This is a genomic window from Nitrospira sp. (assembly GCA_035968315.1).
Classification (GTDB): domain Bacteria; phylum Nitrospirota; class Nitrospiria; order Nitrospirales; family Nitrospiraceae; genus Nitrospira_D.
Window position 1 is genome coordinate 117,188 of sequence record JAVYIN010000009.1, and the last position, 26,134, is coordinate 143,321.

General features: G+C 59.2%; 32 protein-coding genes and 1 tRNA gene. 12 read left to right on the top strand and 21 right to left on the bottom strand.

Annotated features, from left to right (window positions below; all coding sequences use genetic code 11):
- Positions 1–95: 95 nt before the first annotated feature.
- From RI101_13845 to RI101_13865, 5 genes are read right to left on the bottom strand one after another with little or no spacing between them, the layout of a single operon-like run.
- On the bottom strand, positions 96–359 hold the full coding sequence (locus RI101_13845; protein MEC4891133.1) for a hypothetical protein: 264 nt from the start codon (positions 357–359) through the stop codon (positions 96–98).
- Positions 356–1,768 (bottom strand): argininosuccinate lyase, encoded by a 1,413-nt coding sequence (argH, locus tag RI101_13850; GenBank protein MEC4891134.1) that lies wholly within the window; start codon positions 1,766–1,768, stop codon positions 356–358. Before argH ends, RI101_13845 begins: the two co-directional genes overlap by 4 nt.
- Positions 1,768–2,982: an argininosuccinate synthase gene (locus RI101_13855; protein MEC4891135.1), complete on the bottom strand. Its 1,215-nt coding sequence runs from the start codon at positions 2,980–2,982 to the stop codon at positions 1,768–1,770. The genes argH and RI101_13855 overlap by 1 nt, the downstream gene beginning before the upstream one ends.
- Before the next feature lie 9 nt (positions 2,983–2,991).
- Complete coding sequence (gene argF, locus RI101_13860) at positions 2,992–3,969, bottom strand: ornithine carbamoyltransferase (protein MEC4891136.1); 978 nt, start codon at positions 3,967–3,969, stop codon at positions 2,992–2,994.
- Position 3,970: 1 nt separating this feature from the next.
- Entirely contained in the window at positions 3,971–5,188 is a 1,218-nt protein-coding gene (locus tag RI101_13865) for an acetylornithine transaminase (GenBank protein ID MEC4891137.1), read from the bottom strand.
- Between the two features lie 272 nt (positions 5,189–5,460).
- On the opposite strand from RI101_13865, the gene RI101_13870 reads away from it, so the two are divergent.
- Positions 5,461–6,030: a DUF2628 domain-containing protein gene (locus RI101_13870; protein MEC4891138.1), complete on the top strand. Its 570-nt coding sequence runs from the start codon at positions 5,461–5,463 to the stop codon at positions 6,028–6,030.
- A gap of 18 nt (positions 6,031–6,048) precedes the next feature.
- Here the strand turns inward: RI101_13870 and RI101_13875 are convergent, their stop codons facing one another.
- On the bottom strand, positions 6,049–6,876 hold the full coding sequence (locus RI101_13875; GenBank protein ID MEC4891139.1) for a hypothetical protein: 828 nt from the start codon (positions 6,874–6,876) through the stop codon (positions 6,049–6,051).
- A gap of 140 nt (positions 6,877–7,016) precedes the next feature.
- Between RI101_13875 and RI101_13880 the strand changes: the two genes are divergently transcribed.
- Positions 7,017–7,622 (top strand): 2,3-bisphosphoglycerate-dependent phosphoglycerate mutase, encoded by a 606-nt coding sequence (locus tag RI101_13880; GenBank protein ID MEC4891140.1) that lies wholly within the window; start codon positions 7,017–7,019, stop codon positions 7,620–7,622.
- A gap of 39 nt (positions 7,623–7,661) precedes the next feature.
- On the opposite strand, the gene RI101_13885 is transcribed toward RI101_13880, so the two are convergent.
- Positions 7,662–8,138, bottom strand: a complete 477-nt coding sequence (locus RI101_13885; GenBank protein ID MEC4891141.1) for a hypothetical protein — start codon at positions 8,136–8,138, stop codon at positions 7,662–7,664.
- A 113-nt stretch (positions 8,139–8,251) separates the two neighbouring features.
- Between RI101_13885 and RI101_13890 the strand changes: the two genes are divergently transcribed.
- On the top strand, positions 8,252–8,821 hold the full coding sequence (locus tag RI101_13890) for a hypothetical protein (GenBank protein ID MEC4891142.1): 570 nt from the start codon (positions 8,252–8,254) through the stop codon (positions 8,819–8,821).
- 61 nt (positions 8,822–8,882) lie between these two features.
- On the opposite strand, the gene RI101_13895 is transcribed toward RI101_13890, so the two are convergent.
- Entirely contained in the window at positions 8,883–9,905 is a 1,023-nt protein-coding gene (locus RI101_13895) for an ATP-grasp domain-containing protein (protein ID MEC4891143.1), read from the bottom strand.
- On the bottom strand, positions 9,902–10,963 hold the full coding sequence (locus RI101_13900; protein ID MEC4891144.1) for a putative zinc-binding metallopeptidase: 1,062 nt from the start codon (positions 10,961–10,963) through the stop codon (positions 9,902–9,904). Before RI101_13900 ends, RI101_13895 begins: the two co-directional genes overlap by 4 nt.
- A 239-nt stretch (positions 10,964–11,202) precedes the next feature.
- On the opposite strand from RI101_13900, the gene ttcA reads away from it, so the two are divergent.
- Together ttcA and RI101_13910 are read left to right on the top strand one after the other, a co-directional pair.
- Positions 11,203–12,075: a tRNA 2-thiocytidine(32) synthetase TtcA gene (ttcA, locus tag RI101_13905; GenBank protein ID MEC4891145.1), complete on the top strand. Its 873-nt coding sequence runs from the start codon at positions 11,203–11,205 to the stop codon at positions 12,073–12,075.
- Positions 12,076–12,132: 57 nt separating this feature from the next.
- On the top strand, positions 12,133–12,567 hold the full coding sequence (locus RI101_13910; GenBank protein ID MEC4891146.1) for a hypothetical protein: 435 nt from the start codon (positions 12,133–12,135) through the stop codon (positions 12,565–12,567).
- A gap of 17 nt (positions 12,568–12,584) precedes the next feature.
- Here the strand turns inward: RI101_13910 and msrA are convergent, their stop codons facing one another.
- From msrA to RI101_13965, 11 genes are all read right to left on the bottom strand, one after another.
- A complete protein-coding gene (gene msrA, locus RI101_13915; protein MEC4891147.1) occupies positions 12,585–13,130 on the bottom strand; it encodes a peptide-methionine (S)-S-oxide reductase MsrA in 546 nt (181 codons plus the stop codon).
- Positions 13,131–13,208: 78 nt separating this feature from the next.
- A complete protein-coding gene (locus RI101_13920) occupies positions 13,209–13,370 on the bottom strand; it encodes a hypothetical protein (protein ID MEC4891148.1) in 162 nt (53 codons plus the stop codon).
- Between the two features lie 270 nt (positions 13,371–13,640).
- Positions 13,641–14,033, bottom strand: a complete 393-nt coding sequence (locus RI101_13925; protein ID MEC4891149.1) for a PilZ domain-containing protein — start codon at positions 14,031–14,033, stop codon at positions 13,641–13,643.
- A 99-nt stretch (positions 14,034–14,132) separates the two neighbouring features.
- The gene (locus RI101_13930; protein ID MEC4891150.1) at positions 14,133–14,819 is read right to left on the bottom strand and encodes an OmpA family protein; all 687 of its coding nucleotides are present in this window, start codon (positions 14,817–14,819) and stop codon (positions 14,133–14,135) included.
- Between the two features lie 360 nt (positions 14,820–15,179).
- Complete coding sequence (locus tag RI101_13935) at positions 15,180–15,323, bottom strand: hypothetical protein (protein ID MEC4891151.1); 144 nt, start codon at positions 15,321–15,323, stop codon at positions 15,180–15,182.
- A 282-nt stretch (positions 15,324–15,605) separates the two neighbouring features.
- Positions 15,606–15,682 (bottom strand) — tRNA-Arg (locus tag RI101_13940).
- Positions 15,683–15,748: 66 nt separating this feature from the next.
- The gene (locus RI101_13945; GenBank protein ID MEC4891152.1) at positions 15,749–16,249 is read right to left on the bottom strand and encodes a shikimate kinase; all 501 of its coding nucleotides are present in this window, start codon (positions 16,247–16,249) and stop codon (positions 15,749–15,751) included.
- Positions 16,246–17,100, bottom strand: coding sequence for a shikimate dehydrogenase (locus RI101_13950; GenBank protein ID MEC4891153.1), 855 nt, complete (start codon positions 17,098–17,100; stop codon positions 16,246–16,248). The genes RI101_13945 and RI101_13950 overlap by 4 nt, the downstream gene beginning before the upstream one ends.
- A gap of 38 nt (positions 17,101–17,138) precedes the next feature.
- On the bottom strand, positions 17,139–17,894 hold the full coding sequence (locus RI101_13955) for an SDR family oxidoreductase (protein MEC4891154.1): 756 nt from the start codon (positions 17,892–17,894) through the stop codon (positions 17,139–17,141).
- The gene (locus RI101_13960) at positions 17,891–18,769 is read right to left on the bottom strand and encodes a tRNA (adenine-N1)-methyltransferase (protein MEC4891155.1); all 879 of its coding nucleotides are present in this window, start codon (positions 18,767–18,769) and stop codon (positions 17,891–17,893) included. The genes RI101_13955 and RI101_13960 overlap by 4 nt, the downstream gene beginning before the upstream one ends.
- Positions 18,770–18,780: 11 nt before the next feature.
- Entirely contained in the window at positions 18,781–19,035 is a 255-nt protein-coding gene (locus RI101_13965; protein MEC4891156.1) for a hypothetical protein, read from the bottom strand.
- Positions 19,036–19,180: 145 nt separating this feature from the next.
- Here RI101_13965 and RI101_13970 point away from each other — a divergent pair, with 145 nt between their 5' ends.
- The 6 genes from RI101_13970 (at position 19,181) to RI101_13995 (ending at position 24,385) form a co-directional block, all read left to right on the top strand.
- On the top strand, positions 19,181–20,440 hold the full coding sequence (locus RI101_13970) for a sigma-70 family RNA polymerase sigma factor (protein MEC4891157.1): 1,260 nt from the start codon (positions 19,181–19,183) through the stop codon (positions 20,438–20,440).
- 132 nt (positions 20,441–20,572) lie between these two features.
- On the top strand, positions 20,573–21,619 hold the full coding sequence (locus tag RI101_13975; GenBank protein MEC4891158.1) for a trypsin-like peptidase domain-containing protein: 1,047 nt from the start codon (positions 20,573–20,575) through the stop codon (positions 21,617–21,619).
- Between the two features lie 59 nt (positions 21,620–21,678).
- Positions 21,679–22,371 carry a lipoyl(octanoyl) transferase LipB gene (gene lipB / locus RI101_13980; GenBank protein ID MEC4891159.1) on the top strand — a complete coding sequence of 231 codons (693 nt, stop codon included), beginning with the start codon at positions 21,679–21,681 and terminating at the stop codon, positions 22,369–22,371.
- A gap of 7 nt (positions 22,372–22,378) precedes the next feature.
- Complete coding sequence (locus RI101_13985; protein MEC4891160.1) at positions 22,379–23,635, top strand: Glu/Leu/Phe/Val dehydrogenase; 1,257 nt, start codon at positions 22,379–22,381, stop codon at positions 23,633–23,635.
- A 40-nt stretch (positions 23,636–23,675) separates the two neighbouring features.
- Positions 23,676–24,065, top strand: coding sequence for a hypothetical protein (locus RI101_13990; GenBank protein MEC4891161.1), 390 nt, complete (start codon positions 23,676–23,678; stop codon positions 24,063–24,065).
- Between the two features lie 23 nt (positions 24,066–24,088).
- Positions 24,089–24,385, top strand: coding sequence for a hypothetical protein (locus RI101_13995; protein ID MEC4891162.1), 297 nt, complete (start codon positions 24,089–24,091; stop codon positions 24,383–24,385).
- A gap of 57 nt (positions 24,386–24,442) precedes the next feature.
- On the opposite strand, the gene RI101_14000 is transcribed toward RI101_13995, so the two are convergent.
- The gene (locus RI101_14000) at positions 24,443–24,889 is read right to left on the bottom strand and encodes a group 1 truncated hemoglobin (protein ID MEC4891163.1); all 447 of its coding nucleotides are present in this window, start codon (positions 24,887–24,889) and stop codon (positions 24,443–24,445) included.
- Between the two features lie 202 nt (positions 24,890–25,091).
- Here RI101_14000 and RI101_14005 point away from each other — a divergent pair, with 202 nt between their 5' ends.
- The gene (locus RI101_14005) at positions 25,092–26,030 is read left to right on the top strand and encodes a LysR substrate-binding domain-containing protein (GenBank protein MEC4891164.1); all 939 of its coding nucleotides are present in this window, start codon (positions 25,092–25,094) and stop codon (positions 26,028–26,030) included.
- Positions 26,031–26,134 lie beyond the last annotated feature (104 nt).

Sequence of the window (26,134 nt, forward strand, 5' to 3'; positions counted from 1 at the left end):
AACACCCGGAATCGAACGGTGATATAAGATACAGCCGTCTTCACGGCCTCGCGCTTCATCATCAACCCTGCGGCCTTCAATCGTCTCCCTCGACCCTACCTGGTCCCGACCGGCCGTAACGGCGGCAACTCTTGGTCTTGCCCCACCGGGGCCAGCGGGGTGCCCTCCCCCGTCACCGGCTCCTCAATCTTTCGTTTTTGGCCTGCCGCCTCGCGCTCATGCTGTTTTTTCTGCTGAGCGATCGTCCGGGCCACTCCCACATCCTCCGGTGGAATGGGCGGACCGACAATCCCGCAGCCCATCAGCGTTCCCAGCGCAAGAAGGCCTGACAGCAGAACGATCGAACCAGCGTAGGTCATGCCAGCGTCTTCATCCATGCCTGAATACGGCGGGCCACCTGTTTTCGCGCGGTGCCGCCGATCTGCGCCTTTCGATCAATCGCCCCCTGCACCGTCAATCGTTGCAACACCGACGGATCGAAGCGGGGAGAAAACGGGCGCAAGTCTTCGACCGAGAGATCCGACAACTCCCGGCCCTCATCAAGCGCCCAGCGGACCACACGGCCGGTGATCGCATGGGCCTCTCTGAATGGTACTCCCTTGATCACCAAATAATCCGCGATCTCCGTGGCCAGCATGCCGCCGCCCGTCAGCGCCCTCGTCAGCGCGTCCCGATCCACCGTCAACCGGCGCATCAACTCCGTCATGACCGCCACGGAATCCTGCGTCGTATCGAGCGCGTCGAAGAGCGCGGGCTTGTCTTCTTGCAGATCACGGTTATAGCTGAGCGGCAAGGCCTTCAAGGTCGTCAAGAGACTCATCAGATGGCCGTACACACGGCCGGTCTTCCCGCGCACCAATTCTGGCACATCAGGATTTTTCTTCTGCGGCATCATGCTGCTGCCCGTGCAGAACCCGTCCGGCAAGTCGACGAAATGAAACTCTTGCGTGGCCCAAATGATCAGCTCCTCGCTCATCCGCGAGAGATGCATCATGATCACGGCCAGCGCCGACGACACTTCGATCATGAAATCCCGATCCGACACCGCATCGAGACTGTTGTGCGTTACAGCGGGGAAATCCAGCAGCGACGCCGTATAGAGCCGATCCACCGGGTAATTGGACCCGGCCAATGCGCCGGACCCCAGCGGCATGACATTCAATCGCGTGCGCGCGTCTCCAAGCCGCCCCTTGTCGCGGTCGAACATTTCGACATAGGCGAGCAAATGATGGGCGAATAACACCGGTTGGGCGCGCTGCAAGTGCGTATAGCCCGGCATCGGGACATCGCCATGAGCCTGCGCCTGCGCGACCAGGACCCGCTGGAATTCGGTCAACCGCCCGATGAGCCTCGCGACCTCATCCCGCAGGTATAAACGGACGTCCAAGGCGACCTGATCGTTCCGGCTCCGCCCCGTATGGAGCTTGCCGCCCAGCGGTCCGATCACTTCGGTCAGCCGCCGCTCGATCGCCATGTGAATATCTTCATCCTCCGGAAGAAACCGGAACCGGTTCTGTTCCAGCTCGCGCAGCACCGACTGCAAGCCTTTGACGATGGCCGCCGTTTCCTTCTTGGTGAGCACCCCGGCCTTTTCGAGGGTACGGCAATGGGCGAGGCTCCCTTGAATGTCGTGCGCGTACAGCCGCCGATCAACCGCCACCGAGCGCGAGAAGTCTTCGACCAGCCGGTTCGTCTGCTCGCGAAACCGGCCGGCCCACGCCTTGTTCGGCTTGCCCTTTCGGGCCCTGTCAGGTGTCCGACTGGCCATTAGGACTTCGCTTTCCGCCTCTGCGCCCGGATCTTGAGCCGCAACGCGTTCAACCGGATAAATCCCTCGGCGTCTTTTTGGTTATAGACGTCGTCTTCCTCAAAGGTCGCGATATCCAGCCGATACAGCGAATTCTTGGACTTGCGGCCCGCGAGCGTGCAGCTGCCCTTGTACAGCTTGACGCGCGCCGTGCCCGACACATCCTTTTGGGCTTCGTCGATCGCCGTCTGAATCATTTCCCGCTCCGGGCTGAACCAGTAGCCGTTGTAAATCAGGTCAGCGAAGCGTGGAATCAAGCTGTCGCGGAAATGCAGCACTTCGCGATCCATCGTCAACGATTCAAGCCCGCGATGCGCCACGTGCAGGATCGTCCCGCCCGGTGTTTCATAGACGCCCCGCGACTTCATCCCGACATAGCGGTTCTCGACCAGATCCACGCGGCCCACTCCGTGCGCGCCGCCCAGTTGATTGAGATGCGCCAGCAGTTTGGCCGGGCTCATCTTCTTGCCGTCCACGGCAACCGGGTTGCCCTGCTCGTACTCGATTTCCACTTCCAGCGGCTTGTTCGGCGCTTTCTCCGGAGACACCGTCATCTGGAAGATTTCATCCGGCGGCGACTTCCAGGGATCTTCGAGAATGCCGCCCTCGTAGCTCACGTGGAAGAGGTTCAGGTCCATGCTGTAGGGCTTCGCCTTCGTCGCCGTCACGGGAATGCCATGCTTGTCGGCATATTCGATACATTCACGCCGCGACCGCAGGGTCCATTCGCGCCACGGGGCGATAATCTTCAGGCCGGGAGCCAGCGCCATATAGGTCAGCTCGAACCGCACCTGATCGTTGCCCTTTCCTGTGGCGCCATGCGATACCGCCTCAGCGCCTTCCTTCAGGGCGATCTCGGCCTGGCGGCGGGCAATCAGCGGACGGGCGATCGACGTCCCCAGCAAGTAGCAGCCTTCGTACATCGCGTTGCCGCGCAGCATTGGAAACACATAGTCCTTCACAAAGGTCTCGCGCAGGTCCTCGACATAGACCTTCTTCACGCCAAGATTCTTCGCTTTCGCCTTGATGGCCTGAAGATCTTCCCCCTGGCCGAGGTCGGCGCAAAAGGCGATCACTTCCGCCTGATAGGTTTCCTGCAGCCACTTCAAAATGACCGAGGTATCGAGCCCGCCGGAATACGCGAGAACTATTTTCTTGATCGATGTCTGTTTCATGATGACCGCTTACGCCCTGCCTTTCTGCTGCCGCAGCAACTGAACCAAAATGGCCTTCTGCATATGGAGCCGGTTTTCCGCTTGATCGATGACGACGGACTGCGGCCCATCCAGCACCTCGGCCGTGATTTCTTCTCCGCGATGCGCCGGCAAACAATGCATCACGATGGCATCCGGCTTGGCCTTCTGGAGCAGCCGCCCGTTCAACTGATAGGGAGACAGCGCGCGCAAGCGCCGGGCTTGCTCCCGCTCGCGGCCCATGCTGATCCACACATCGGTATAGACGACATCGGCTTCTTTCACGGCAATTTGCGGATCGACGCACACCTCGATGGCGCCGCCGGTGCGCGCGGCTTCGAGCCGGGCCCGGTCCACCACATGCTGGTCCGGTTGATAGCCGGCAGGACAGCCGAGCGCGATCTGCATCCCCACCTTGGCGGCCGCTTCGATCAGCGAGTTCGCCACATTGTTGCCATCTCCCACATAGGCGATTTTTATTCCTTTCAGGCGCCGCTTCTGTTCCTTGATCGTCATCAAGTCCGAGAGGGCCTGGCAGGGATGGCTTAAATCGGTGAGTCCGTTGATGACGGGCATCGTGGCCTCGGCTGCCCACTCCTGCACGATGGCATGGTCATAGGTGCGAATGACGATCCCGTCGAGATAGCGCGACAACACCCGTGCCGTATCCGCCACGCTTTCTCCGCGCGACAGCTGAATTTCCGCCATTGGCAAGACCATGGCATGACCGCCCAGCTGATTCATCCCGGCTTCAAACGAGACCCGCGTCCGTGTGGAGGGCTTCTGAAAGAGCAGCCCCAGGGTCTTCCCCGCCAGCAACGAATGCGCCGTGCCGCGCTGCTGCTTGACCTTCAAGGCCGCCGCTAGGCGCAACAACTCCTCGACCTGCGTCCGTGGCATAGTCGCCACATCCAACAGATCCTTGGCATAGGCAGAGGACCGCTTCTGGGAGGGCCGCTTGGTTGCCATATCAGTGATGCGCGTCCTTTTCAGCCAGCGCCCGCTGATTGAAAATGGCCGAGAGGATCTCCAACACCCGGTCAATTTCCTGCTGGGTGATGATCAACGGCGGCACAAAGCGCAGCACCCGCTCGCTGGTCGCATTCACCAGCACGCCCCGGGACAGGCAATCCGCGACGACGGCCTTGGCGTCGATATCCAACTCCAAACATTGCAGCAACCCGATCCCCCGCACATCCCGAACAATCCGATGGCGATCTTTGAGATCCAGCAGGCCTTTCTGAAGATATTCCCCCATGCGGCGCGCCTGATCGAGCACACGTCCTTCGAGCAGCACCCGGCACACGGCTAATCCAGCCGCGCAGGCCAATGGATTGCCCCCGAACGTCGAAGCATGCGTCCCCGCGGTAAAGACCGCGGCCACTGAGTCCTTCGCCAAGCAGGCCCCAATGGGCATCCCGCCCCCGAGTCCCTTCGCCAAGGTCATAATGTCCGGCGCCACCCCCAATTGCTCGTATGCAAAGAGCGTCCCGGTGCGCCCCATGCCGGTCTGCACTTCATCGAAGATGAGCAGAATGTCTTTTTGCGTGCAGAATTCTCTCAGGCTCTGGAGATAGCCTTTTTCGGCGACATGTACGCCCCCTTCGCCCTGAATCGGCTCCAGCATGATTGCCGCAGTCTTCTCGGTCACCAGGCTCTCGATCGCGGCAAAATCATTGAACGGGGCATACACAAACCCCGGCACCAGCGGCTCGAAGCCCTTTTGCACCTTCTCCTGACCGGTGGCCGTGAGGGTCGCCATGGTTCGGCCATGGAAGGAATTCTTCATGGTGATGATCTCAAAGCGGCCGGCTCCATGCTTCTCGTGGCCATAACGCCGGGCGAGCTTGATCGCCGCTTCATTGGCCTCGGCCCCGCTGTTGCAGAAAAAGACTCGGTCGGCAAAGGAATGGTCGACCAGCATCTGCGCCAGCTTCACTTGGGGCTCGGTGTAATAGAGATTCGACACATGGATGAGCTGCGCGGCCTGCCGCTGGATAGCCTGGACCAGATCCGGGTGGCCATGGCCGAGGATATTGACCGCAATCCCACCGACACAGTCGATGTATTCCCGGCCCTCCATATCATAGACTTTGGAGCCACGGCCCCGCACGATAGAAATCGGCTGACGCGCATAGGTTTGCATCAGGTATTTGGCGGCACCATCTTTGAGTTCTTCAGTTGGCATGACAGACGTATCCCCTTAAGAAAGAAGGGGAAAGTTAGCATAGGGATAGCTCGAAAGCAATAAGGAGCGCGGGTGAAACAGGCCTGCGGCCATCGGTCCATTCCGGATCCGGCCATCAGTCATATGGTATTCGCCACGTGCTCCGACTCCCAAATGTGGTAAGCTCTTTCGTCATGCCGTCTTGCAGTCAATGCCAACAGCCCAACTCCGACGACGCGAACTTTTGCGCGCAATGCGGCACGGCTCTCGGATCCGCCGCAACGGCCAGCCCAGTGGAACAGACCACCGCGTCGACGACGATCGACAGTCCGGTCTATGCCCCCGCATCCGACCAGGATCTGTGGCGGCAATTTATCGGCCCCCATGCGGATTATTATCTGGGGCAGTTCAAGAAATTCTCCTCGAACGGCCAGCCGAAATTCGCGCTCAGCTGGAATTGGCCGGCGTTCCTCTATATTTCGTTTCTCTGGTTTCTCTACCGCAAGATGTATCTCCATGCCTTTGTCTATGCCATTGGGCCGATGGTCTCCAGCTATCTCACCGGGGATATCAGCGGGAGCTTGGTCTGGAGCATCATGGCCGGAGCGACGGCCAACTACCTGTACTATTGGCACTGCAAAGAAGGCATTGCGGAGATTAAGAAAGCCGGGCCATTGAATCCGGCGGCGCAGGAAGAGGCGATCAAAGAATCCGGCGGCGTGCAACCCTACGTCATCTATGTCGGCATTGCCCTCTACGTGCTCGCGCTCGCCGGCCTGGTGAAGATGATCCAGGACGGCCCACCGGAGGGAGACAAGACGCTTCCCCGGCCCGCAAAACCAGCCTCAATGATCTCAACATAGGCGCACCCGAGATGCGAACTAGCTTCGCTGCCTCTGCCAGCCAATCCAGGCCTGGAACCACTGAAAGTCCTGTTCGTATGCGGCGCCGCCCGAATCGGCGGCTTCTTGCTTCTGCCCCAATTGTTGATAGGTGCGCGGCCAATTTTTCTGCCACCAGGACTTGAGCTCGTCCGGCGGATAGGGCTGCCCGTTGGCTTGCAGAATGCCCGCCGCGGCGCACACCGGCGCCACGAGCGGCCAATAGCGGTCTTTCCCCAGCCCAAGGCTGCGGAGATGCTCCCGCAGCAGAAACACGACCCACAATTCGGCGCTGTGTTTCTTGTTGTGCTTGAACGGCTGCGTCTGCCGTAACGGAACGGGATCGAACTGCTTCACGATAGAGGTATAGTCCGGGCCTCCGTACGTTCCAGCCGCTTCGGCCAGTCCTTCGATCATGTTGGCCAATTCCACTTCGACCACCGGCGAAGTCCCGATTCGCTTGCCGGACTCTGGATCGGACAGCGGCCCAGGGGTCGTCAGCAGTTCGATCAAAGGCCTCAACTCGCGCAGCCGCTTTGCGGCCGCTTTCAAGATCTGCTCGGACTCCAGCCAGTAATCCGGATCGCTTTTGGTCAGCCGTTCACGCCCCGGCGGCGGGAGCACCGTCGGCACCCAATAGCGCATGAGCACGAAGAGGACGTAGTCCACCTGCCCGCCAACCTGCGCGATACGCTCCAACAGGTTTCCGGATTGCATCGCCTTGAAAAATTCCTGGGCGCGGTCGAGCACGGCCAATCGCGCGGCCATCCGGCACCACCAGGCTTCCAGCAAAGGCCAATCGGTGTCAGAGGCTGAAGACGTCGTCATGAGCTGTTGATTTCCGCATGGAGGGACTCGCGCGACATGGTACTGCCGAGGGCAGACGAAAGCAACCGCTTGACTTGGTGAATCATTCCAGTATTCTTGGGCCAGCTTCAGCCTGTGGCATCGAGAAGAAGGAGAGACTCATGGCTCGCTTGGTCCTGCTGCGTCATGGCGAATCGCAATGGAATCTGGAAAACCGCTTTACCGGGTGGGTCGATGTGCCCCTCTCCCCCCGGGGAATTGAGGAAGCCACGAAAGCCGGTGAGAAATTACGCGGCTTCACCTTCAACCGGGCCTTCACCTCCGTCCTGACGCGGGCGAATGAAACCCTGCGGCTGGCGCTGGAAGTCATCGGGCAAACCAGCATCCCCATCGAAAAAGACAAGGCGCTGAACGAGCGCATGTATGGGGAACTCCAAGGCCTCAACAAAGCGGAAACGGCCAAGAAGTACGGCGAGGATCAGGTCAAGATCTGGCGGCGCAGTTATGACGTCCGCCCGCCGGGGGGGGAGAGCTTGAAGGATACGGCCGAGCGGGTCCTGCCCTACTATGAAAGCAAGATTAAGCCCTTTCTCCTGAAGGACGAGACTATTCTCATCGCCGCGCACGGCAACAGCTTGCGCGCCCTGGTGATGCAGCTGGAACAACTCTCCCGTGAGCAGGTACTAGAGCTGAATATTCCGACCGGCGCGCCGTTGCTCTATGAGCTCGACACGGCGGGAAAAGTGTTGTCGCACAAGTATCTGTAAGCGTTGCGGGTTCAGCTGGCGGTCTTTTTCAACAGCCTGTTAGCGCGTGTCGTCGAGCAAGGCCGCATATTGATCGACCGGCACATAGTCGATAAGCAGCACCAGCAGCTTTTGACGGTCGTCGGAGGACACGGCCCGCTGGTCCTCCACAATGGTCGCGGCCTCCGCGCAGAGCGCCAGCGGACTGAGCCGGTCCTCCATAAGCCGGCAATAATGGCCCAACCGGTCGTCCAGCTCGGCGCGATACTCCGCCCAGGCTCCCAGTCCGAACGTCCCCGCCGTCCACTTCGCCGTCACGGAATCAAAGAGCAATTCCCCGATGACACCCCGGTATTTCTTCAAGATGTGGGCATCGACCGCCGCAAGAATCCAGTAGAGATTCAGCGACAGGATTTCCCGCGCGAGCTGCCGGGCTTGGGCCTCGGTGGCGTCGATGCCATACTCCTGCATCTGGTCCACGGTAACAGGCGGCGGCATCGCATGGAACAGGGCGGTGGCCGCTTCTTTCGGTGTCATGGGCAATCTCCTCGTGGCCGCGATTCAGCGTCGAGAGTGCGAGGATACTGCACCGGCAATTCGACACTCAAGCGCCTTGTTCAACTCATCCGGCTGTGCTAGATTCCCGCCCCATGATCAGACTCGTTAAAACCAGTTCCCAACGCTGTGGCCGCTTCCTCACCGGACTCGTGACCGGCTTGCTTGTGCTGGCAACCCTGATTGCCCCAGCCCAGGCAGAAGACAATCGCTGGGGATTCGGCTCCGATCTCGGGCTGACCACCGGAACGGTGGACGGCACCGTCTTCACGCTGGGCTTCAACCTCGACTACTATGTGGATCGAAACTTTTCGTTCGGACCGATGATGCAGATCAGCCCGACCGGCAATCTGTTTCAATTCGCCTTTGCCGGCGTCGGGAAATACCACGTGCGCTTAAGCAATGGCATCAACCTCGTGCCCTTTACCGGCATCGGATTGATCCACGCGGACCTTGATCGCGGCACCGGAGCCGCCCGCATCGACCGGAACGATACCAGTTGGTATATCCCGATCGGCCTCTCCCTTGAATACCAGGTGATTCACAATATCGCCATCTCCTCCACGCTGATCGTCAATCTGCACGACATCAATCTCTCGCCCTCGCTCCCGGAGAAAGACCGGAACAGCGTGGCGCTCATGTTTGGGTTCCGCTGGGGCCCATAGCAGGCCACCGGCACAGCTCACCACTCGCACTCAGGAAAAGAATAGACGAAAGAGCCAGAGGCTACGCCGCCTTGGCTGGCTGCCAGCGAAGCCCGACGTTGAGGAGTTCCTGGAGCAGATCCTTGTAGCGGTAGTGGGCTTTTTCCGCGGAGTCGGCGAAATCTTCGTCATGGGCAATCTGCGGGTTGGGATTCGCCTCCAGAACATAGACCTGGCCGGCGGCATCCATGCGCAGGTCAATCCGCGCATAGCCGCTGAGCCCAAGAGCGCGGTAGACACGCTTCGCCAGATGCTGGATTTCCTGCGCCTTCCCATCAGGAAGATTCTTCGCCTGCTCTGAACGAATCCCGTATTTCTCCTGATATTTCCGGCTCCACTTCACCCGCTGCGTGGCGATCCGCTTGGCATCCTCCGGCAGCTTGTCCATGATGAGTTCCCATACCGGCAGGACTTGCAAATGCCCGTTGCCCATCACTCCCACATAGAATTCACGCCCCGCGATATACTGTTCGATCAAGGCTCCGGTGCCGACGCTCTGGTGAATAAACGCCACCCGTTCTTTGAGCTTGTCATCGTCTTCGACGATCGACGCTTGCGAAATCCCGAGGGACGCTTCCTCGCTGATCGATTTCACGATCAGCGGAAATTCCAAGCTCTTTGGACGCTTCAGGCTCCGGCCTTGCGGCACGACCATGAAATCGGGATAGGGAATCCGATGGAAAGAGAGCACCTTCTTCGTCAAAGCCTTATCCCGCGCCAGCATCAGCCCGCGCGGATTGCAGCCGGTATAGGGCATGTGCAGCAGCTCCAGATACGACACGACATTCTGGTCATAAATCGCGACCCCGTCGAATTCCTCCAACAGGTTGAAGGCAATGTGCGGATGCCATTCTTCAATCGCCGTCCGAATGACACCTAAATCGCTTTTCACCCCGAGCGGCCGCACCTCATGGCCCAGCTTCCTCAGGGTCGAGACCACATCGTACTCGGTCTTCCACTCGGCCTTGGCGAGGTCCTGGCCGTTCAGGTCATCCGGCGGAACCAGATCCTCATGCATCAGAACCAGAATCCTAAGCCGTCTCATAGCGCCACCCGATGCCGGCCACTGCGCAGATAGTTCATCGTGTGGACGGTCAGCAGAATGGTGAAATCCAGCTTGGCCTGTTCTTCAGGCAGCGTCAAATGCAGATTCAACTGACTGCAACGCCGGATCATATCTTCCAGCACCTGATTGATGGTGTATTGATACTCCCCGGTCCAGCTGGCCACCTTGCGCCGGACTTCGCGCCGGAAGCGGTTTAAGAAGGTCACCGCACTGAGCTTCCCGGCATGGGCCGGCGCGTCTGAAAATAGCCGCTTCAGGTCAGGGTCATAAAACGACGACCGCGCCACGCCATAGTGATTGCGCTTGTGCTCATAATGCTCGCGCAGCGTCGTTTTCAAGCTGGGCAGCGGATCGATCTCTTCTCGTGTCACAACCTTAGGTGACACTCCAGCCAGTTCCTGCATCAACGCATCCACATACCTCAGTTTTTTGAGCACTGGCCAGCCGCGGTACCGGTCTTCCCAAAGGGAGTCGGGTGTCAGCCAGACTGCGAACGTTTCCGCAAAATCTTCATCGGGATGGCTTTGTGCATACCAGACATCAAGATGACGGACAAAGCTCCGGCTATAGGGCCTGGGCGTATAATATTTGGGATAGGCCTGAGACGATTTGCCGAAAATGGCTTGTCTGGTACGGCGGCGGCGGATGCCGTAGGCGTTCTCGATCGCGTGGCCGGCCTCATGGCGCAGAATGCGGAGACACCACTCCGGCGTTCCCCCTTCCACTTCAAGCATCTGGGCCAGCTCCAGTTTCGCCAGCCGGGGATGCACCAAATAGAACGGAATGGCGATGCCGGGAATCCCGTCAGGCGTAAACCATTCGTTCGACAGCCAGTAGTGGGGACGGAACAGCAGTTTGCGATTGTCGAGTTCTCGGTCCAGCTCGGCAATCGGTCCCTCAAGAAAGCTCCCCTTGATGTCCAGATTGAGCTGGGACATCGGCAAGTCGAGCAACTGGTCGTCAGACCAATCAGCCCACTCAGGATCGAGCTGGCCGGATGGCTGGTGTTTGATAATGTCAGACAGTAATCGCTGCATCGGATAATCGCTTACTCTCTTGTCGTCATGTTCAACCTATTTCTTAAGAAACTATAGCAGCAGCCGGGGAATTTTCAGGCCTCCGATGGCGCAGATGTCTGCCTTGTCATGAAAAGAGGACAAGTTTGTCACAGACAGTTCAAGAATGAACCGCGCGAGAGTTCGCTGATCGCTCTCGATCCACAGTCTCGCGAGCAATCCATCGACAGGTATGCGACCGAGCGGGTACAATCGCCGCCATGCAACCAATTCCCTTGCAGGCTTCGCCGTCCGCCAAGCTGGACGACGAAACAGAAAAGCTTCAGACTCGGCTCTGCCGCCTGGTCGGGCAAGCCATTGCCGACTACCGCCTGATCGAGGAGGGCGACAAGGTCATGGTTTGCCTCTCTGGCGGGAAGGACAGTTATGGCCTGCTCGATATCCTGCTTCTGCTCCAGCAGCGCGCCCCGATTCACTTCGACCTCGTGGCAGTGAATCTGGACCAGAAACAACCGGGCTTTCCTGCGCATGTGCTGCCCGACTATCTGACCAGCCGCGGCATCCCGTTTCATATTGAGACCCGCGATACCTATTCGATCGTGAAACGCCTGATTCCCGAAGGCCAGACCACCTGTTCACTCTGCTCACGGCTCCGACGCGGCCATCTCTACCGCATCGCCACGGACCTGGGCGCGACCAAAATTGCGCTTGGCCACCACCGCGACGACATTAACGAAACGCTCTTTTTGAATCTGTTCTTCACCGGCAAACTGAAAGCCATGCCGCCGAAGCTCCGCTCAAAGGATGGGCGCCATCTCGTGATCCGGCCGTTGGCCTATGTGAAGGAAACGGATCTGGCACGGTATGCCGGTCTGCGCTCGTTCCCCATCATTCCCTGCGACCTCTGCGGCTCACAGGAAGACCTCAAGCGAAAAGAGGTAAAGACCTGGCTCCGACAGTGGGAGACACGGGCACCCGGCAGCTCGGACAGCGTGGCCGCCGCCATTGCCAATGTGGCGCCCTCTCTGTTGATGGATCAGCGCCTCTTTGATTTTCAGCACCTGCAGGCCTCTCCTGAACATGCCGGAGAGGGAGATGCCTGGCTGGACGCCGATCACCCCGCGCCACAATAGTCTGCGACCTCCCGGTCGAATTCACGAGCCCCAGGTCACCGACGCCAGAGATGGCCCATGCGCGATTCGCCCCTCTCAGATGATGCGAACCGAACAACACCCTCCTGGTGGCCGATCGGGATTACGATACTCGCCATCCTTGTGGTTCCGCTTGCGCTCTACTCACTCGCGCCGTCAGGCCCGCTTCGTGAGGGGGACACGATTTTCTCCGATGGCCAGCAGCACGTCGTTCAGGCGCTCCGGCCGCCGTCACTCACGGCCGCCCACGAGACCACCTGTCTCCTCGATCCTGGCGCTCCGCTGATTATCGTGCAGCGTCCGAGCGATCGCCAGGATGGGACCATTCTCGCTCTGGTGCAAGGAAACCCTGCCAGTGCGTGGCCCTTCTGCCTCCCCCAGACCGAAGTCGTTCTGAAACCGCATCAGATTGTTCAAAAAACCGAACCGCTTGAAGAGATACGGAAGAGGCTGGCCGGATTGATGGGACGATGACGAGAAGGCCGGATCGACTAGGACTTCAATTGTGTCGCAAACTGCTTTCTGAATTTCGCCACTTTGGGCCCCACCACAAATTGACAGTAGCCCTGAAACGGGTTTCTAGCGAAATACTCTTGATGATACCGCTCCGCCTCATACCACGTGGACGCCGGCACAATCTCCGTCACCAGCGGATTGGCAAATAGGCCCGCCTGCGTAACCTGGGCCTTCACCGCTTCCGCCTCCTGTTGCTGTTCAAGAGAATGAAAGAAGATGGCTGAACGGTATTGCGTCCCCTCATCATTGCCTTGGCGATTCAGCGTCGTGGGGTCATGAATCGCAAAGAAGATCTCCAGCAATTGGCGGTATGTCACGACCTTGGGATCATAGGTGACACGGACCGCCTCGGCATGCCCCGTCCGTCCATCACAAACGGCGTCGTAGGATGGATGCTCGACCGACCCGCCGATATAACCGGATTCGACCGAGAGCACCCCCTTCACCTGATCATACACCGCCTCCAGACACCAGAAGCAGCCGCCGGCAAGGGTTGCGATTTCAGTGATGGCATTGACCAAGACCTGTTGCCTCCTTGCATTGGTTGACTCTCGATGACCGGTCCCACATCCGTCACGGGCAGGCATGCCCCCGTCGGTCTATTCCTCTTCCTCTTCTTCGATATCTTCAATGCCCTCGTAGCTCATTTCAGGGAATGACGCGGTAGCCTTTTCACAAGCCGTTTCGATCATTTCCTCTGCATCTTCCGCTGAATCGGCATTGACCAAAAATTTCACCGTAATGGCATAGCGTTGCTCCACTGCAGACTCCTTTCACACATCGTTGGGATATAGTACCGCGGGAAGTGTTCACTTGATTTGAACGCTGGCTTCCACTTTCGACTGCGCGGGGCTACTTTGAAACACCGAGAGTCGCGCTGTCAATCGGTAGTCCCCCTCAAAGATCTGATCGCGTCCATATTCAGTTGACGAATGGCGTCGCGCCAGGCTGTCCTTTGGCGCCTGAATCATGGGCCTCTAGTGTCACGAGCACGGATTTAGGGGGAGACCGAGAGAGGGGCGGGAGGATGATTATTCTTCTTCGAGTCTTTCGAGCAGCTGCTTGAGCTTCGTTTTCTCCTCCGGACGCATGCGGGTAAAGGCCAGGCCAAACGTCTTACCTTCGACCCATCGAACCGTCGCCTCATCAATGCGCAGAGGCCAATCGAGATCCGGAATATGGAGCCGGCATTCAAACTTGGCCCCTTGCATCGCACCGGTCTCACTTTCGATCTTGCAGCCCCCGATCGAAAGATCGAGGGTCCGCCCCTGTCCCTCCTGTTGATCCTTTGAGAACGTGCTTCTGAATTGGGTCGTAAATCGGGGCTGCACCCTCCGCTCTTCGGACGGAGCGGATACAGGGCTCTCCGCTTGAGCCTCTGCTTTCAAGAACGTTGCGAGTTTCTTCAGTGCAGGAGCAGCCATATCTTCCCTCAATCAGATCGGAAATGGTGAAACACGAGGGCGTCCGGCTCCCTCTTGCGCCGCTCGGGGGAGCCGGATGTCGCACAAGCGTCTCACTGGCTATTGCGTGACGGTCAACAGCATGTGTCCGCGCCGATTCTGCTGATAGCAGGATTCCGCGTGATCGAAACAGAACGGTCGCTCCTTTCCGAATGACACAATCGCCACCTGCTTCGGACTGACCCCGGTCTCCAACAGATAGGTCTGTGCGGCTTTGGCCCGTTTATCTCCGAGGACTATGTTGTAATCCGTCGTGCCACGCTCATCGCAATGTCCCTCGATTTTCAGCACGGCCCCGGGATGGTCCTTGAGCCAGCCGGCATCCCGATTGAGCGCATCCATCCCCGCATCGGAGACATTCCATTGATCGTAGCCAAAATACACATCTTGCAGGCCGGCTTCGATAGCCGCCTTTTCTTCTTTGGTCAGTTCAGCCCGGCGCCTCGCATTGAAATCAGACGGAGACAAGGACGCCCTATACCCGCCCTGCGAGAGACGCTCCTCAGAGGGGTTCTGCGAAAATCCGCTCAACTCTCCGTTTGAATTTCCCTGTCCCACGCCGGGGAAGTTCGGATTGACCCCTTGGCCATTCCAATTATTCGCATCAGTCCGAGCTGACGATCCGGTCGTCGAGTCCGCTGCCGCATCTCCGTTGGACTGCAACGATTTCAAGCTGCATCCCTGACTGACCATCATGGCCAAACCCATGACGACGACTCCGCTTGCGTACATGATTCTTCTACTCATGGCGCTCTCCCCTATGTATTGACCTTCCGGCCACTTTGCTGTCGCTTCCCTCACCCACACGCGAACGAACGTTCGCGTGAACACAGGTGGCCGCATCCATGCAACGCGACAGGCCCCAACATATTGACTGATTTAACTATAGCAGGAGGTACGAAATTGGCTCGAAATCTGATGAAATTTTACACCAGAATAAATTAGCGATGTAAAATCAATGCCTTACGATCGCGTATCGGTTGAAATCGCCTGCTAAACAAGCAGGCAGAGCCATGATGAGCAGAAGATTATTCGAGAGGGAAACCACACAACGGACCTCGACGGTCGTTGGTAAAAAACCTTCGAAATGTGACGGACCGGCCATTCCTAATAGCCGTGTCCTTTTCGTTCCGACCAACGGACAGGACGCATGACCGTTCCCAGCCCCGCCACTGCGCAAATAAACGCGAGCATGGCAAGACCGACAACGAGAAAGAACCCGGCTCTCACATCGTGAAGTACAGGGATCATGATTCCTCCTCTTCACTGGCCCATTTAAAACCGACCAGGCCCAGACATCTCTCACAAGTCAATTTTAGCGAATTTGCCTTGCGACTGTCACTCTTTCGGCATAATCAATTCGTGAGACAAGCTTGACCTTTTTTTATTCTATGACAAGAACAAAGCAAACGCCATGCTGCTTTTGCGGGGGGAGAGGGGGGGGAAATTGCCGGGAGAATGGGGGTTACAAGCGACTTATCGACGTTATTGATCGTTCTACGGATCAACTCTTCACGGCATGAGGAAACCGAGTGGTGCGCCCGGAGGGACTTGAACCCCCAACCCTCGGATCCGAAGTCCGATGCTCTATCCAATTGAGCTACGGGCGCACGAGAGGTATTTCAAACACTTCGCGCAAGGCCATGTCAAGGAAACCCCGCGCCAACCCGGTCGGACTAGAGGCAGGATTGAATGGCATCGACAATCTGCCCAATGGAACGTCCGTCGGTGGGCACGATGTGATCCGCGGCCGCCTGATATTTGGGCGTCCGCTCGGCCAGGACTTCCTGAATTTCTTCGACGAAGGACTTGGTTCCCGTCAGCGAGGGCCGCTGGGTATCTCCGCCGATGCGCATCGCAATCGTCCCGACGGAAGCGGTCAGCCAGAACAGCGTCCCGGTCTTCTTGAGACTCTCCACATTCTGAGGTCTGAGAATTGCGCCGCCGCCTGTGTCAATCACCAATCCCTCTCGCGCGGCGAGTTCCTGGCACACCGTGGATTCGAGGTCGCGGAAATAATCCCAGCCATGCTTCGCGACAATCTCCGGGATCGTCTGTCCGGCGCGCCGCACAATTTCGGCATCGGTGGATACCACCGTTCGGCCGAGCCGCCCGGCCAGAACTTTGCCGACCGTGCTTTTCCCGGTTCCACGATAACCGATCAAGACGATGTTCATTGGAAACGCGACTCCAGGACCGCGCGCATCACGTCGGCCGGCGCCGGCTGATTCGTCCACAATTCAAATTGCGCCACGGCCTGATGGAGGAACATTTCGAGGCCGGGAATCGTCACACAGCCCGCCCGCTTCGCATCTTTGAGCAAGCGAGTTTCGCGTGGATTGTACACAATATCCATGACCGCCAGCCCGGAGTGGAGCAACGCCGGAGGCACACAGCTCGCCTCCACGTTGGGAGACATGCCGATGGGCGTGCAGTGGATGAGCACCTGTGCACCGGCAAGCTCACGCGCCAGCGAGGCGTCGTCCAACAACGCCTCGTGCACCGCCAACGGCGTTTTCGCACGCAGATCCGCCGCCAATGCCGACCGTTCCTTGTCATCCACACCCAGCAGGGACAGTCCGGCCACTCCAGGCTCCGCTGCCAAGGCAAAGGCGATCGCCCGCGCAGCCCCTCCGGATCCGAGCATGAGGATTCGCTTGCCGTTCAGCGAGCCGGCCCCCTCGCGCAGCGCGCGCAACGCGCCGGTCGCATCCGTGTTGTAGCCGGTCAGCTTCCCGTTCTCCGCCACGATCGTGTTGATGGCGCCGATATGCCGGGCGGTCGGCTCGACCTCGTCCAAAAACGGAATCGCCGCCACCTTGTGCGGAATCGTCACGCTCGCCCCGCGAAAGCTCCCTAAGGCGCGCAACCCCTTGATCGCATCGCCGATGGCTTCCACACGGAAGGCGAGATAGACAAAGTTCAGCCCAAGTTTTTGGAAGGCCGCATTGTGGATGGCCGGAGAAAGAGAATGCTCGACCGGATTACCAATCACTCCGCAGAATCGAGTATGCGCGTCAATGTCCATGCGTCGTATTCACCGTCACGCCGAAAAGATAAACTGGCTCACCAGACTGTCATGCCGCCATCGATCGGGAACGTGCCGCCGGTGACCCAAGCCGCTTCGTCGGAAGCCAGGTACAACACCATGCCCGCTACTTCCTCCGGTTGCCCCGGACGCCTGATCGGGTAATGGCTGAGAATCGGATCAAGCTGTTCGGGATTGCTCATCAACGGCGCCGCCATCGGCGTGGCCACCAGCCCAGGATTGACCACATTGCAGCGGATCCCGTCCTTCGCATAATCGATAGCAATCGAGCGCGTGAGCGCGTCAAGCGCCCCTTTCGAGGCGGCATAGGCCGGGAGCAAGGGAATTCCCACCAGGCTGGCAATGGAGGAAATATTCACGATCGACCCTTTCCCCTGCGCCAGCATCGTGGGGACCACGGCCCGCGTCATGCGGAACACGCCCGTCACATTGACATCGATCACGCGCGCCCAGGTCTCGTCATCGGTTTCGTGGAGGCGTTGGCCAAAGGCGCCGATGCCAGCGTTATTGATGAGGATGTCGATCCGCTTGAATTGCCGAAGAGCCTGCTCCACAACCGCCCGAGCGTGCGACTCATCTGTCACCGAGCCCGCAACGGCAAGCACGGTGCCCTGAGCCGTTCGGATGTCTGCCGCGACGCGGTCCAGTTCGTCTTGCCGCCGGCCGGTAATCACGACCGACGCGCCCTCACGGGCAAAGCGCTTCGCCACCGCTTCCCCGATCCCGGCGTTGCCGCCAGTAATCAGAGCCACTTTCCCAGCCAGACGGCTCATTGCGGCGGCTCCTCCGGCTCATCGCCAACAGCCTCTTCGGCCATGGCCTCAGCCGCTCGCTCACGCTCACGCCCGAGGCTTAACAGCCCCGGCTCAACTTTTCTCGCGACGGTGAGAAATCCCGAATGCGCCACCATCCGATGATCCGGGCGCACACTGCGGCCTTGTATCGACCAGGTCCGAATCAACGATTCGAAGGTCTCGATCATGCCGAAGACCGTTGCCTGCTCCAGCGCCTGGACCGTCTGCATGACTTGTGGCACCGTCGGCACGAAGCTCAAATAAATCCCCCCGGATCGCAGCGCCTTCGCCGCATGAGGCACGACCTGCCAGGGCTCAGGCAAGTCGAGCACCACTCGATCGAACGGCACGCCATCCTCTAAGAGATCGATCCCTTCATACGCACTCTTCTGAAAGGATTGCAGTGTCGGCATCGGCCCCATATAGCGGTCGATATTGGTGCGGGCCGTTTTCGCAAAGTCTTCCCGCTTCTCATAGGTCACCACGAGACCCTGCGGCCCCACCGCTCGTAGGAGCGCCATGGTGAGCGCCCCGGACCCCGTTCCGGCTTCAAAGACGCGCGCACCCGGGTAGACATCCGCCCACATGGGAATCAGCGCCAAATCTTTGGGATATAACACCTGCGCGCCACGCGGCATCTTCAGCACATACTCGCCAAACGTGGGCCGCAGCGCGAGCATCTGCCTCCCGCCCGACAACGTCACAATCGTCCCGTCAGGGCGGCCGATCATGTCGTCATGGGGGATCTTCTGCCCGCTGAAGTGATAGGTATCCCCAGCTTTTAAGGTCAGGGCATACTGACGCCCTTTCTTATCGACGAGGTGAATGCGTTCACCGCTTTTCAGTTGCGACATGGGGCGGCATTCTAGGTGGTTCGTTCCACCGTTTGCAACCGAGACCCAATCCTACGCGTGACGAAAAACTGATCGGCCACACCGCTGATCGTCTGCCTGACGTAGACCGCTGAACCATTCTTGCCGCCGGCATTCAGGCTGGTGTGGCAATTCAGCTTCTCCTGAGTGCTCCGACATACAGAGCCGCCGCACTCTTCTGGAGCCGAGACCTCCTCTTTCTCATTAAGCCTCCCTAATCTTCCAGCAATATCCTTGATATTGATCATCCTCGTTCTTATCTCCAATCCAGCATCGGTCTTGCTACGTAGAGAAACGCAACCGGTCGATGATGACAACGAATCTTCTTGGTCCCAAGCTGCTCTAACAGGAGTGGAGGGTGTGATGAGAAACCAGGACGCAAGGGGTGATGCAATGGAACACAACGATCTTCGGTCGACGGACAACGGCGAAGGCACCAATACCGTGATGGCGGATGTGGATACTGACGACTCCGAGGCCAGCGACGTGCTGGAGGTGATCGGACGGGAGGCCGAGCCGGACATCTCGCCGGCGGCGAAAGCTCCTGGCGTCTTGCGCACGAGCCAGGGTGCCAGTCCCTTCCTGCTGGAATCGCTCTATTTCCGTTCGTTCGGAGCACATGCCCTTCTGACACGCGATGAAGAAATCGCGCTGGCCAAACTTGTGGATGAGGGCACACGCCGCATTCGTACAGCCTTGCGCCACACACTCAAAGTCTTGGCCCAATCCAAACGCACACCGGTGCTGGAGGAGTCCATCAGCGCGCTTCAGCTAGGGCGCCAATTGAGCGGCTATTCGGCCACCGCCCTGGACCATGCCGAGCAAACCCTCACGAATCTTCTCACCCCAGCGACGCGAGAGGCGAAGCTCGCCGCCACAACCGCGAAACAGATCAACGCATTGCTCGATGAACTCCGGGCCGCCCGCCTGGTGTTGGAGAAAGGGAAAGACGAACTCGTGCGCTGCAACCTCCGCCTCGTCGTCGATGTCGCCAAACGCTATACGGGACGAGGGCTGACACTCCTGGATCTCGTGCAGGAAGGCAATATCGGCTTGATGAAAGCCGCCGAACGCTACCAATATCGCAAAGGCTTCAAATTCAGCACCTACGCCACCTGGTGGATCAGGCAGGGGATTACGCGAGCACTGGCTGATCAATCGCGCACGATTCGCATTCCCGTTCACCAGACCGAAGCCTCGAGCAGGATTCTTCGCATCACACGCCGTCTCGGCCAACAGTTCGGCCGCCCGGCACGCCTCGAAGAAATCGCCGATGTGCTCCGCATGAGACCGGAACGGCTGCATGAAACTTTACAGGCCTTTCAGGAGCCAGTGGCGCTCGAACGTCCGATCGGCGACGGCGACACGGAATTCGGCGAAATGATTCCCGACCAGCAAACAGCGCCGCCTGATGCCCATGTGCATCAGGCGGAGTTAACCCAGCAACTGGACCGCATTCTTGGCACACTGACCCCGCGGGAGCAGACCGTGATCCGCCTCCGGTTCGGCATCGGGCACGATGAGCCCTGCACGCTGGAACAGGTGGGACAAAGCCTGTCCGTCACCCGTGAGCGGATCCGGCAAATCGAGGCCAAAGCGCTCAAAAAACTGAAGACCCCGCAGATCAAAGAAATGTTTGCCGCAATCAAGTAGCCCGCCTTCGCTTCTCCACTCGGGAGCGCGGGGACTGCCCCGCGCTCCACATCCGGCTTTCCCCTCCCCTTCAGGTATGAGAGAATAGGCGCGCCGCCGGGATCGTCCATCCCGACATATAAAGGCTCAACGATGCCATCCGCTTTCACCATGACCGACCGCCGCAGCCGCTCCACTCTGAGGCTCTGCCTGAGCGTCTGCCTGCTCACCCTCGCCTATACCGGGTTCGCATCGGCTGATGAGAAAACTCTCTCAATTCCCGCCGTGGTGGCGAAGGTCCGGCCATCGGTGGTGACGATCCTGACGCGGGGCATGCCTGCCGTGCCTTCTCAGCACGGGACTCAATCAGGGTCCGGTTCAGGCATTATTATCGACCCCACCGGCTATGTGCTGACAAACAACCACCTCGTCGAAGGGGTCAAGAGCCTGGTGGTGGGATTGCCGACCGGACGGCTCACGCCCGGCCGCGTCGTCGCGCGGGATTTCTTATTGGATCTGGCGTTGGTGAAAATTAATGCGCAAGACCTCGTGCCTGCCACGCTCAAACAGACCGCCTCTTTGGAGATCGGCGAAACCGTCGTGGCGATCGGCAATCCTCTCGCGCTGAAAGGCGGGTCCACCGTGACCGTCGGCGTCGTGAGCGCGCTGGATCGATCGGTCCTGACCCCGAACGGGGAAACCCTCTACGATCTGATCCAGACCGATGCCGCCATCAATCCCGGAAACAGCGGCGGTCCGCTGGTCGATCTCGCGGGAGAGGTCGTCGGCATCAATGTCGCCATCGCTCCATCAGCCCAGGCCATCAGTTACGCCATTGCACTCGAAGCGGTCTACCCTCACATCCACACCATGATGATGCAGGGCTCCGTCAGCCGGCCTGATTTCGGGTTTACGCCGGTAACCGTGACGCCCAGTATCGCGGCCAGCTTCGGATTGGATGCCGAACGCGGCATTCTTGCGCTGAACGTGGACCCGTCAAAACTGGCCGGCACGGCCGGTTTGCAGACGGGTGATGTGATCACCGCGCTCGATCAACACCAGCTCTACAACATGGGCGACTTCTGGCACAGTGTCATGCGGGAAGGCGACCAGCCAGCGATTCAATTCACCATCCAGGGGCACGGTGGGCAGACGCTGCTGACAGTTCCTCGTCCGCCTGGGCAGAAGGTCTCCCCGTGATTCCCACAATGACGACGTCAGAACGTGTGCGGCGCGGTTCTGCGAGAGAAGGAGCACAGGTGAGGGAGGCAGAGCTGCGCCTTCTGCACGCACCGATTTCCTATGCCGCCGCATGGGACCTGCAAACGCGCCTGCATCACGAGCGAGTGGCAGATACACGGCACGACACGGTGCTGATTCTTGAACACCTGCCGGTCTATACGTTGGGACGCAGCACGACGCCTTCCGACTGGGGCGGCGATCCTGTCCTCTTGCAGGCGGAAGGCGCGCATGTCCAGCATGTGAATCGAGGCGGGTCTGTCACCTATCATGGCCCGGGGCAAGTCATCGTCTACCCTATTCTTCGATTAACGGACTACGCCAGAGGCGTGAAGCAGTATGTCCGGCAATTGGAGGACGTCATCATCCACTGTCTGCGAGCCTATGGGATTGAGGGCCAGCGAAGGGACAAGACGCCGGGCGTATGGATCACGGCTCCTCATGAAGCCAAGATCGCCTCGATCGGCATTCGCGTGGAACATGGGGTGACGATGCACGGCATCGCGCTCAATGTGCAGATGGATCTCTCTCCCTTTGATCGCATTACCCCCTGCGGATTGACCAACTGCCGCATCACGTCCATGGCGGAAGTCCTCGGGCGGATGGTGTCCGTCGCAGACGTGAAACGCGATCTCGCCGGTCGATTGAGTTCGCTGCTGGGCATCACCTGGCTTCCGCCCTCTCTCAACACTGAACCCTCACAGGCGCAATGAGGCCAACATGAAAGAACTGGATACCCACACCTACCGGCTGGCCGTGGCCCAATTCGATCAAGCCGCCGAATCCATGGAGCTGGATGGGAACCTGCGGGAACGATTGAAGCTGCCCCAGCGATCCCTGATCGTCAGTGTGCCCGTGCGCATGGACGATGGCCGCGTCGAGGTCTTCACCGGTTATCGCGTCCAGCACGACTCGTCTCGCGGTCCGTCCAAGGGCGGCATCCGCTATCATCCCGACGTCAACCTGGGCGAAGTCGCCGCGCTGGCCATGTGGATGACGTGGAAGTGTGCCTTGGCCGGATTGCCCTATGGAGGCGCAAAGGGCGGGGTCACGGTCGCTCCCAAGCAGCTCTCGCGCGCTGAACTGCAGCGGCTGACGCGGCGCTACGCGGCGGAGATTTTCCCGCTCATTGGGCCGGATCAGGATGTCCCGGCCCCGGATGTCGGCACTGATGCACAAACGATGGCCTGGATCATGGACACCTATAGCCAGCAGGTCGGATACGCCGTTCCCGGTGTCGTCACGGGAAAGCCGGTCTCGATCGGCGGGAGTCTCGGTCGGGAAGAAGCCACGGGACGCGGAGTCGTCTACGTCACCTTGGAAGCGCTCCGGCACCTGAATCTGACGATCGGAAACTCGACCGTGGCCGTTCAGGGATTCGGCAATGTGGGATCGCATACCGCGCGCATCATGCACGAGCAAGGGGCACGGGTGATCGCGGTGAGTGATGTCAACGGCGGAATCCATAATGCCCGCGGGCTCGATATTCCCGAACTCCTCGACCGCTATAAAGCCAAGGGCCAATCGCTACGAGAGACCAAGATGGGAGACTGGATCAGTAACGAGGAGCTCCTCCGGCTGGATTGTACGGTGCTGGTTCCAGCGGCCCTGTCCGAACAGATTACCGAACAGAATGCGGCGTCCCTGCGTTGCCGGATTCTGGCCGAAGGCGCCAACGGTCCGACCACACTGGAAGCCGACCGGATTCTGGAAGACAAGGGGATCTTCATCATCCCGGACATCCTGGCCAACTCTGGAGGAGTGATCGTGTCCTACTTCGAATGGGTGCAAGACCTCCAGCGGTTCTTCTGGAGCGAGACGGATATTCGCAATCGCCTGCAAGAAATCATCACGTCGGCGTTTCACCGGACCCATCAGTTTGCCACCGAGCGGCGTGTCTCCATGCGCATGGCGGCCCTCATGAGCGGAATCGACAAGGTCGCCCAGGCCCACCTCCAACGGGGCTTGTATCCGTGACTCCTCCATCCCCCCGCCATTCCAGGCCCTTCGTGACGGCATGAACCACTATGTCCTGGCAGCCATTGCCGGAATCTGGCTGGCCGATGGGCTTTCCCTCCTGATCGCACCGCGCTTCGTGATTGAACGGGTGAGGGAAGCCCTCCAGATGAATCCCTCTCTCCGATTCTGGCAGCTCCTGTCTGCCGCGGCAGGAATCGCCTTACTGCTGGGCACACGCGAATTCCCCTACCAACCGCTTTGGACGCTCACCGCAACGGTCATGATGATCAAGGGAGCGTTTCTCGCCTGGGGCTCGCCGGCATGGCGATCACTCGTGATCGAGTGGTGCGTGCGGCGTGAGGATGTGGACTATCGATTCGTGGGAATCGGGCTCTGCACGCTTGCCGTGCTCCTCCTCCATGCGCTAGGGTGGCTGGGACACGAGTAGGCCACAGCATTCGGGAGACCGTTATGAATCGTTCCACCATCGCCACGGCCTGGGAAACTCATTGCGGGGAAGGCTGGCCTCACTTTGCCAGTCCGAACGAAGGGCAGTTGATGACCCTCGATACCGTGATTAGCGGCTGCGTGGTGTTTTTTCTGGACAGCCCGGAGGGGCTGGATGCCCAACGTATCGCAATCGTGAAAGATTGCCTGGCTGATTTGGATGATTTGACCGGAGAGCTCGACGCAGACTGCCGCCCCTACTTTCTCCGGCTTCGGCGACTCGGTGAGCTCCTGATCGCCACCGTACCCATATCGTCATAAATCGAACCCTGGCAGCCGGGTGCCTTTGGGACACCCGGCTGCCGAATCCGCTCTTGGCTATTCGACAATATCCTTTTTCAACGGGCCCAAGATCCCCAGGAGCTCGCTCTTTTCCTGAGCCGGCACCTTAAACTTATCCAGCGCAGCAACCAAGTCTCCCACCAGCGCAGAAAAATCCGCGTCGGTGATCTTCATCCCGGCATGCAGCGGCTTCATCGCCCGGCCCGTGTACGTGCAGGGACCGCCTGTCGCCATGCACACCTGATCGACGATATGCCCCTTCATTTTGGGAATATCTGTGGTGGCAAACCGGCCATTGATCCGCGTGTCATTCGCGACATTGGCCACGAACTGATCCACGACAGCGGTAATAGCTGGTTTCCCACCGAGGCGGTCATAGAGCGATTTGCCGGGCGGCGCCGTCTCTACCCCGGAACAACCGGTCATCATCAGGGCCAATCCAATACCTGCGAGAACTAGGGTCTGCCGAATACCGTGGTACATCGCGAGCCTCCCGGATAAAGATGATAAATGATCATCGTGGCGCCCTGCCCGCTTCGTCCACACTGTTCAGCCCACAGCGAGCAGCCACGATTGATCCGTTTCGTTGACAAGGCACTATAGGACAGCTATCATCATTCGTAAAATATATAGTTTTCATACCATCCATAGCTATAGACTATAGCTTTTGACCGGGACGCCAATTATGGAACTTCGCCAGCTTCGGTATTTTCTGGCCGTGGCCGCCACGCAAAACTTCACGCGCGCGGCCGAAACCGTTCACGTGTCACAGCCGTCGCTCTCCATCCAGATCGCTGCGCTCGAAGAGGAATTGGGCACAAAACTGTTCGACCGTCTGGGCCGCAAAGTAGCCTTGACACAAGCCGGTGAGCTGTTTCGCGAGCATGCCGGACGCGTGCTCCGCGAATTGGAACAGGCGGTTCAAGTCGTTCAGGAGCTTCAAGGCGCGCAGCGGGGACGCTTGGTCGTCGGCACCGTCGCAACCGTCAATTCCTACTTGATCCCCCCGCTGGTCTCTCGTTTCAAACAGCGCTTTCCGGGCATCCACTTGCAAGTGCACGCACAGCCTTCAACCGAGATCGTCGCCGGGCTCCTCGCCAATCGTCTCGATGTCGGCATCTGCCTGCTTCCGGTGACGCATGACCGGCTGACCGTCGTTCCTCTCTTCGATGAACGGCTCGTCCTCGTCGCGCCGGCGAATGCACCACTGAAAAAATCCCGCCTCCACATGCGCGACCTGGCCGGACTCCCGCTGGTCCTCATGCCTGTGGATTATTGTCTGCGAAAGATGGTGGAAGCAGAATGTGCCGAGGCCAGGATTCAGCCCCAAGTGGTCCTGGAAATGACCTCGCCGGAAGGGATTCTTCAAGCCGTGGCAGGCGGAGCCGGGTTCACGATCCTGCCGGAGCTGTATGTCCGCATGCGCCCGCCGGGGCTTTCACTTCGCACCATTGATCTGTACGATCCGGTCCCCCACCATTCCGTCGGACTGGTATTCCCGTCAGACCGGTACCAGAATCTGGCGGCCAAGGAATTCGGCAATCTCTGCCGAGACGCCATGAAATTGATTCTGGACATGAGCACCCCGGCGGCCGGCAATCGCCGGGCCGGCACAGGAGCCTGACAACCGCCGCTCCCCATTTCTTGCAAGTTCGCCACCCCTTGGATAAAATGATCGGCATGCGCTGATCCCGCCAACGCATCTGTAGATCTCAACGCACAACAACA

Excerpts from the sequence above, each read along its gene's own strand:
- RI101_13970 (MEC4891157.1), top strand. The coding sequence starts at position 19,181 with ATGGAACACAACGATCTTCGGTCGACGGACAACGGCGAAGGCACCAAT.
- RI101_13955 (MEC4891154.1), bottom strand. The coding sequence starts at position 17,894 with ATGAGCCGTCTGGCTGGGAAAGTGGCTCTGATTACTGGCGGCAACGCC.
- RI101_13880 (MEC4891140.1), top strand. The coding sequence starts at position 7,017 with ATGGCTCGCTTGGTCCTGCTGCGTCATGGCGAATCGCAATGGAATCTG.
- RI101_13910 (MEC4891146.1), top strand. The coding sequence starts at position 12,133 with ATGCGCGATTCGCCCCTCTCAGATGATGCGAACCGAACAACACCCTCC.
- RI101_13895 (MEC4891143.1), bottom strand. The coding sequence starts at position 9,905 with ATGAGACGGCTTAGGATTCTGGTTCTGATGCATGAGGATCTGGTTCCG.
- RI101_13930 (MEC4891150.1), bottom strand. The coding sequence starts at position 14,819 with ATGAGTAGAAGAATCATGTACGCAAGCGGAGTCGTCGTCATGGGTTTG.
- RI101_13900 (MEC4891144.1), bottom strand. The coding sequence starts at position 10,963 with ATGCAGCGATTACTGTCTGACATTATCAAACACCAGCCATCCGGCCAG.
- argF (MEC4891136.1), bottom strand. The coding sequence starts at position 3,969 with ATGGCAACCAAGCGGCCCTCCCAGAAGCGGTCCTCTGCCTATGCCAAG.
- RI101_13935 (MEC4891151.1), bottom strand. The coding sequence starts at position 15,323 with ATGATCCCTGTACTTCACGATGTGAGAGCCGGGTTCTTTCTCGTTGTC.
- argH (MEC4891134.1), bottom strand. The coding sequence starts at position 1,768 with ATGGCCAGTCGGACACCTGACAGGGCCCGAAAGGGCAAGCCGAACAAG.
- RI101_13995 (MEC4891162.1), top strand. The coding sequence starts at position 24,089 with ATGAATCGTTCCACCATCGCCACGGCCTGGGAAACTCATTGCGGGGAA.
- RI101_13865 (MEC4891137.1), bottom strand. The coding sequence starts at position 5,188 with ATGCCAACTGAAGAACTCAAAGATGGTGCCGCCAAATACCTGATGCAA.
- RI101_13950 (MEC4891153.1), bottom strand. The coding sequence starts at position 17,100 with ATGGACATTGACGCGCATACTCGATTCTGCGGAGTGATTGGTAATCCG.
- RI101_13945 (MEC4891152.1), bottom strand. The coding sequence starts at position 16,249 with ATGAACATCGTCTTGATCGGTTATCGTGGAACCGGGAAAAGCACGGTC.
- RI101_13875 (MEC4891139.1), bottom strand. The coding sequence starts at position 6,876 with ATGACGACGTCTTCAGCCTCTGACACCGATTGGCCTTTGCTGGAAGCC.
- RI101_13960 (MEC4891155.1), bottom strand. The coding sequence starts at position 18,769 with ATGTCGCAACTGAAAAGCGGTGAACGCATTCACCTCGTCGATAAGAAA.
- RI101_13975 (MEC4891158.1), top strand. The coding sequence starts at position 20,573 with ATGCCATCCGCTTTCACCATGACCGACCGCCGCAGCCGCTCCACTCTG.
- RI101_13885 (MEC4891141.1), bottom strand. The coding sequence starts at position 8,138 with ATGACACCGAAAGAAGCGGCCACCGCCCTGTTCCATGCGATGCCGCCG.
- RI101_13925 (MEC4891149.1), bottom strand. The coding sequence starts at position 14,033 with ATGGCTGCTCCTGCACTGAAGAAACTCGCAACGTTCTTGAAAGCAGAG.
- RI101_14005 (MEC4891164.1), top strand. The coding sequence starts at position 25,092 with ATGGAACTTCGCCAGCTTCGGTATTTTCTGGCCGTGGCCGCCACGCAA.
- RI101_13855 (MEC4891135.1), bottom strand. The coding sequence starts at position 2,982 with ATGAAACAGACATCGATCAAGAAAATAGTTCTCGCGTATTCCGGCGGG.
- RI101_13965 (MEC4891156.1), bottom strand. The coding sequence starts at position 19,035 with ATGATCAATATCAAGGATATTGCTGGAAGATTAGGGAGGCTTAATGAG.
- RI101_13890 (MEC4891142.1), top strand. The coding sequence starts at position 8,252 with ATGATCAGACTCGTTAAAACCAGTTCCCAACGCTGTGGCCGCTTCCTC.
- RI101_13845 (MEC4891133.1), bottom strand. The coding sequence starts at position 359 with ATGACCTACGCTGGTTCGATCGTTCTGCTGTCAGGCCTTCTTGCGCTG.
- ttcA (MEC4891145.1), top strand. The coding sequence starts at position 11,203 with ATGCAACCAATTCCCTTGCAGGCTTCGCCGTCCGCCAAGCTGGACGAC.
- RI101_13990 (MEC4891161.1), top strand. The coding sequence starts at position 23,676 with ATGAACCACTATGTCCTGGCAGCCATTGCCGGAATCTGGCTGGCCGAT.
- RI101_14000 (MEC4891163.1), bottom strand. The coding sequence starts at position 24,889 with ATGTACCACGGTATTCGGCAGACCCTAGTTCTCGCAGGTATTGGATTG.
- RI101_13985 (MEC4891160.1), top strand. The coding sequence starts at position 22,379 with ATGAAAGAACTGGATACCCACACCTACCGGCTGGCCGTGGCCCAATTC.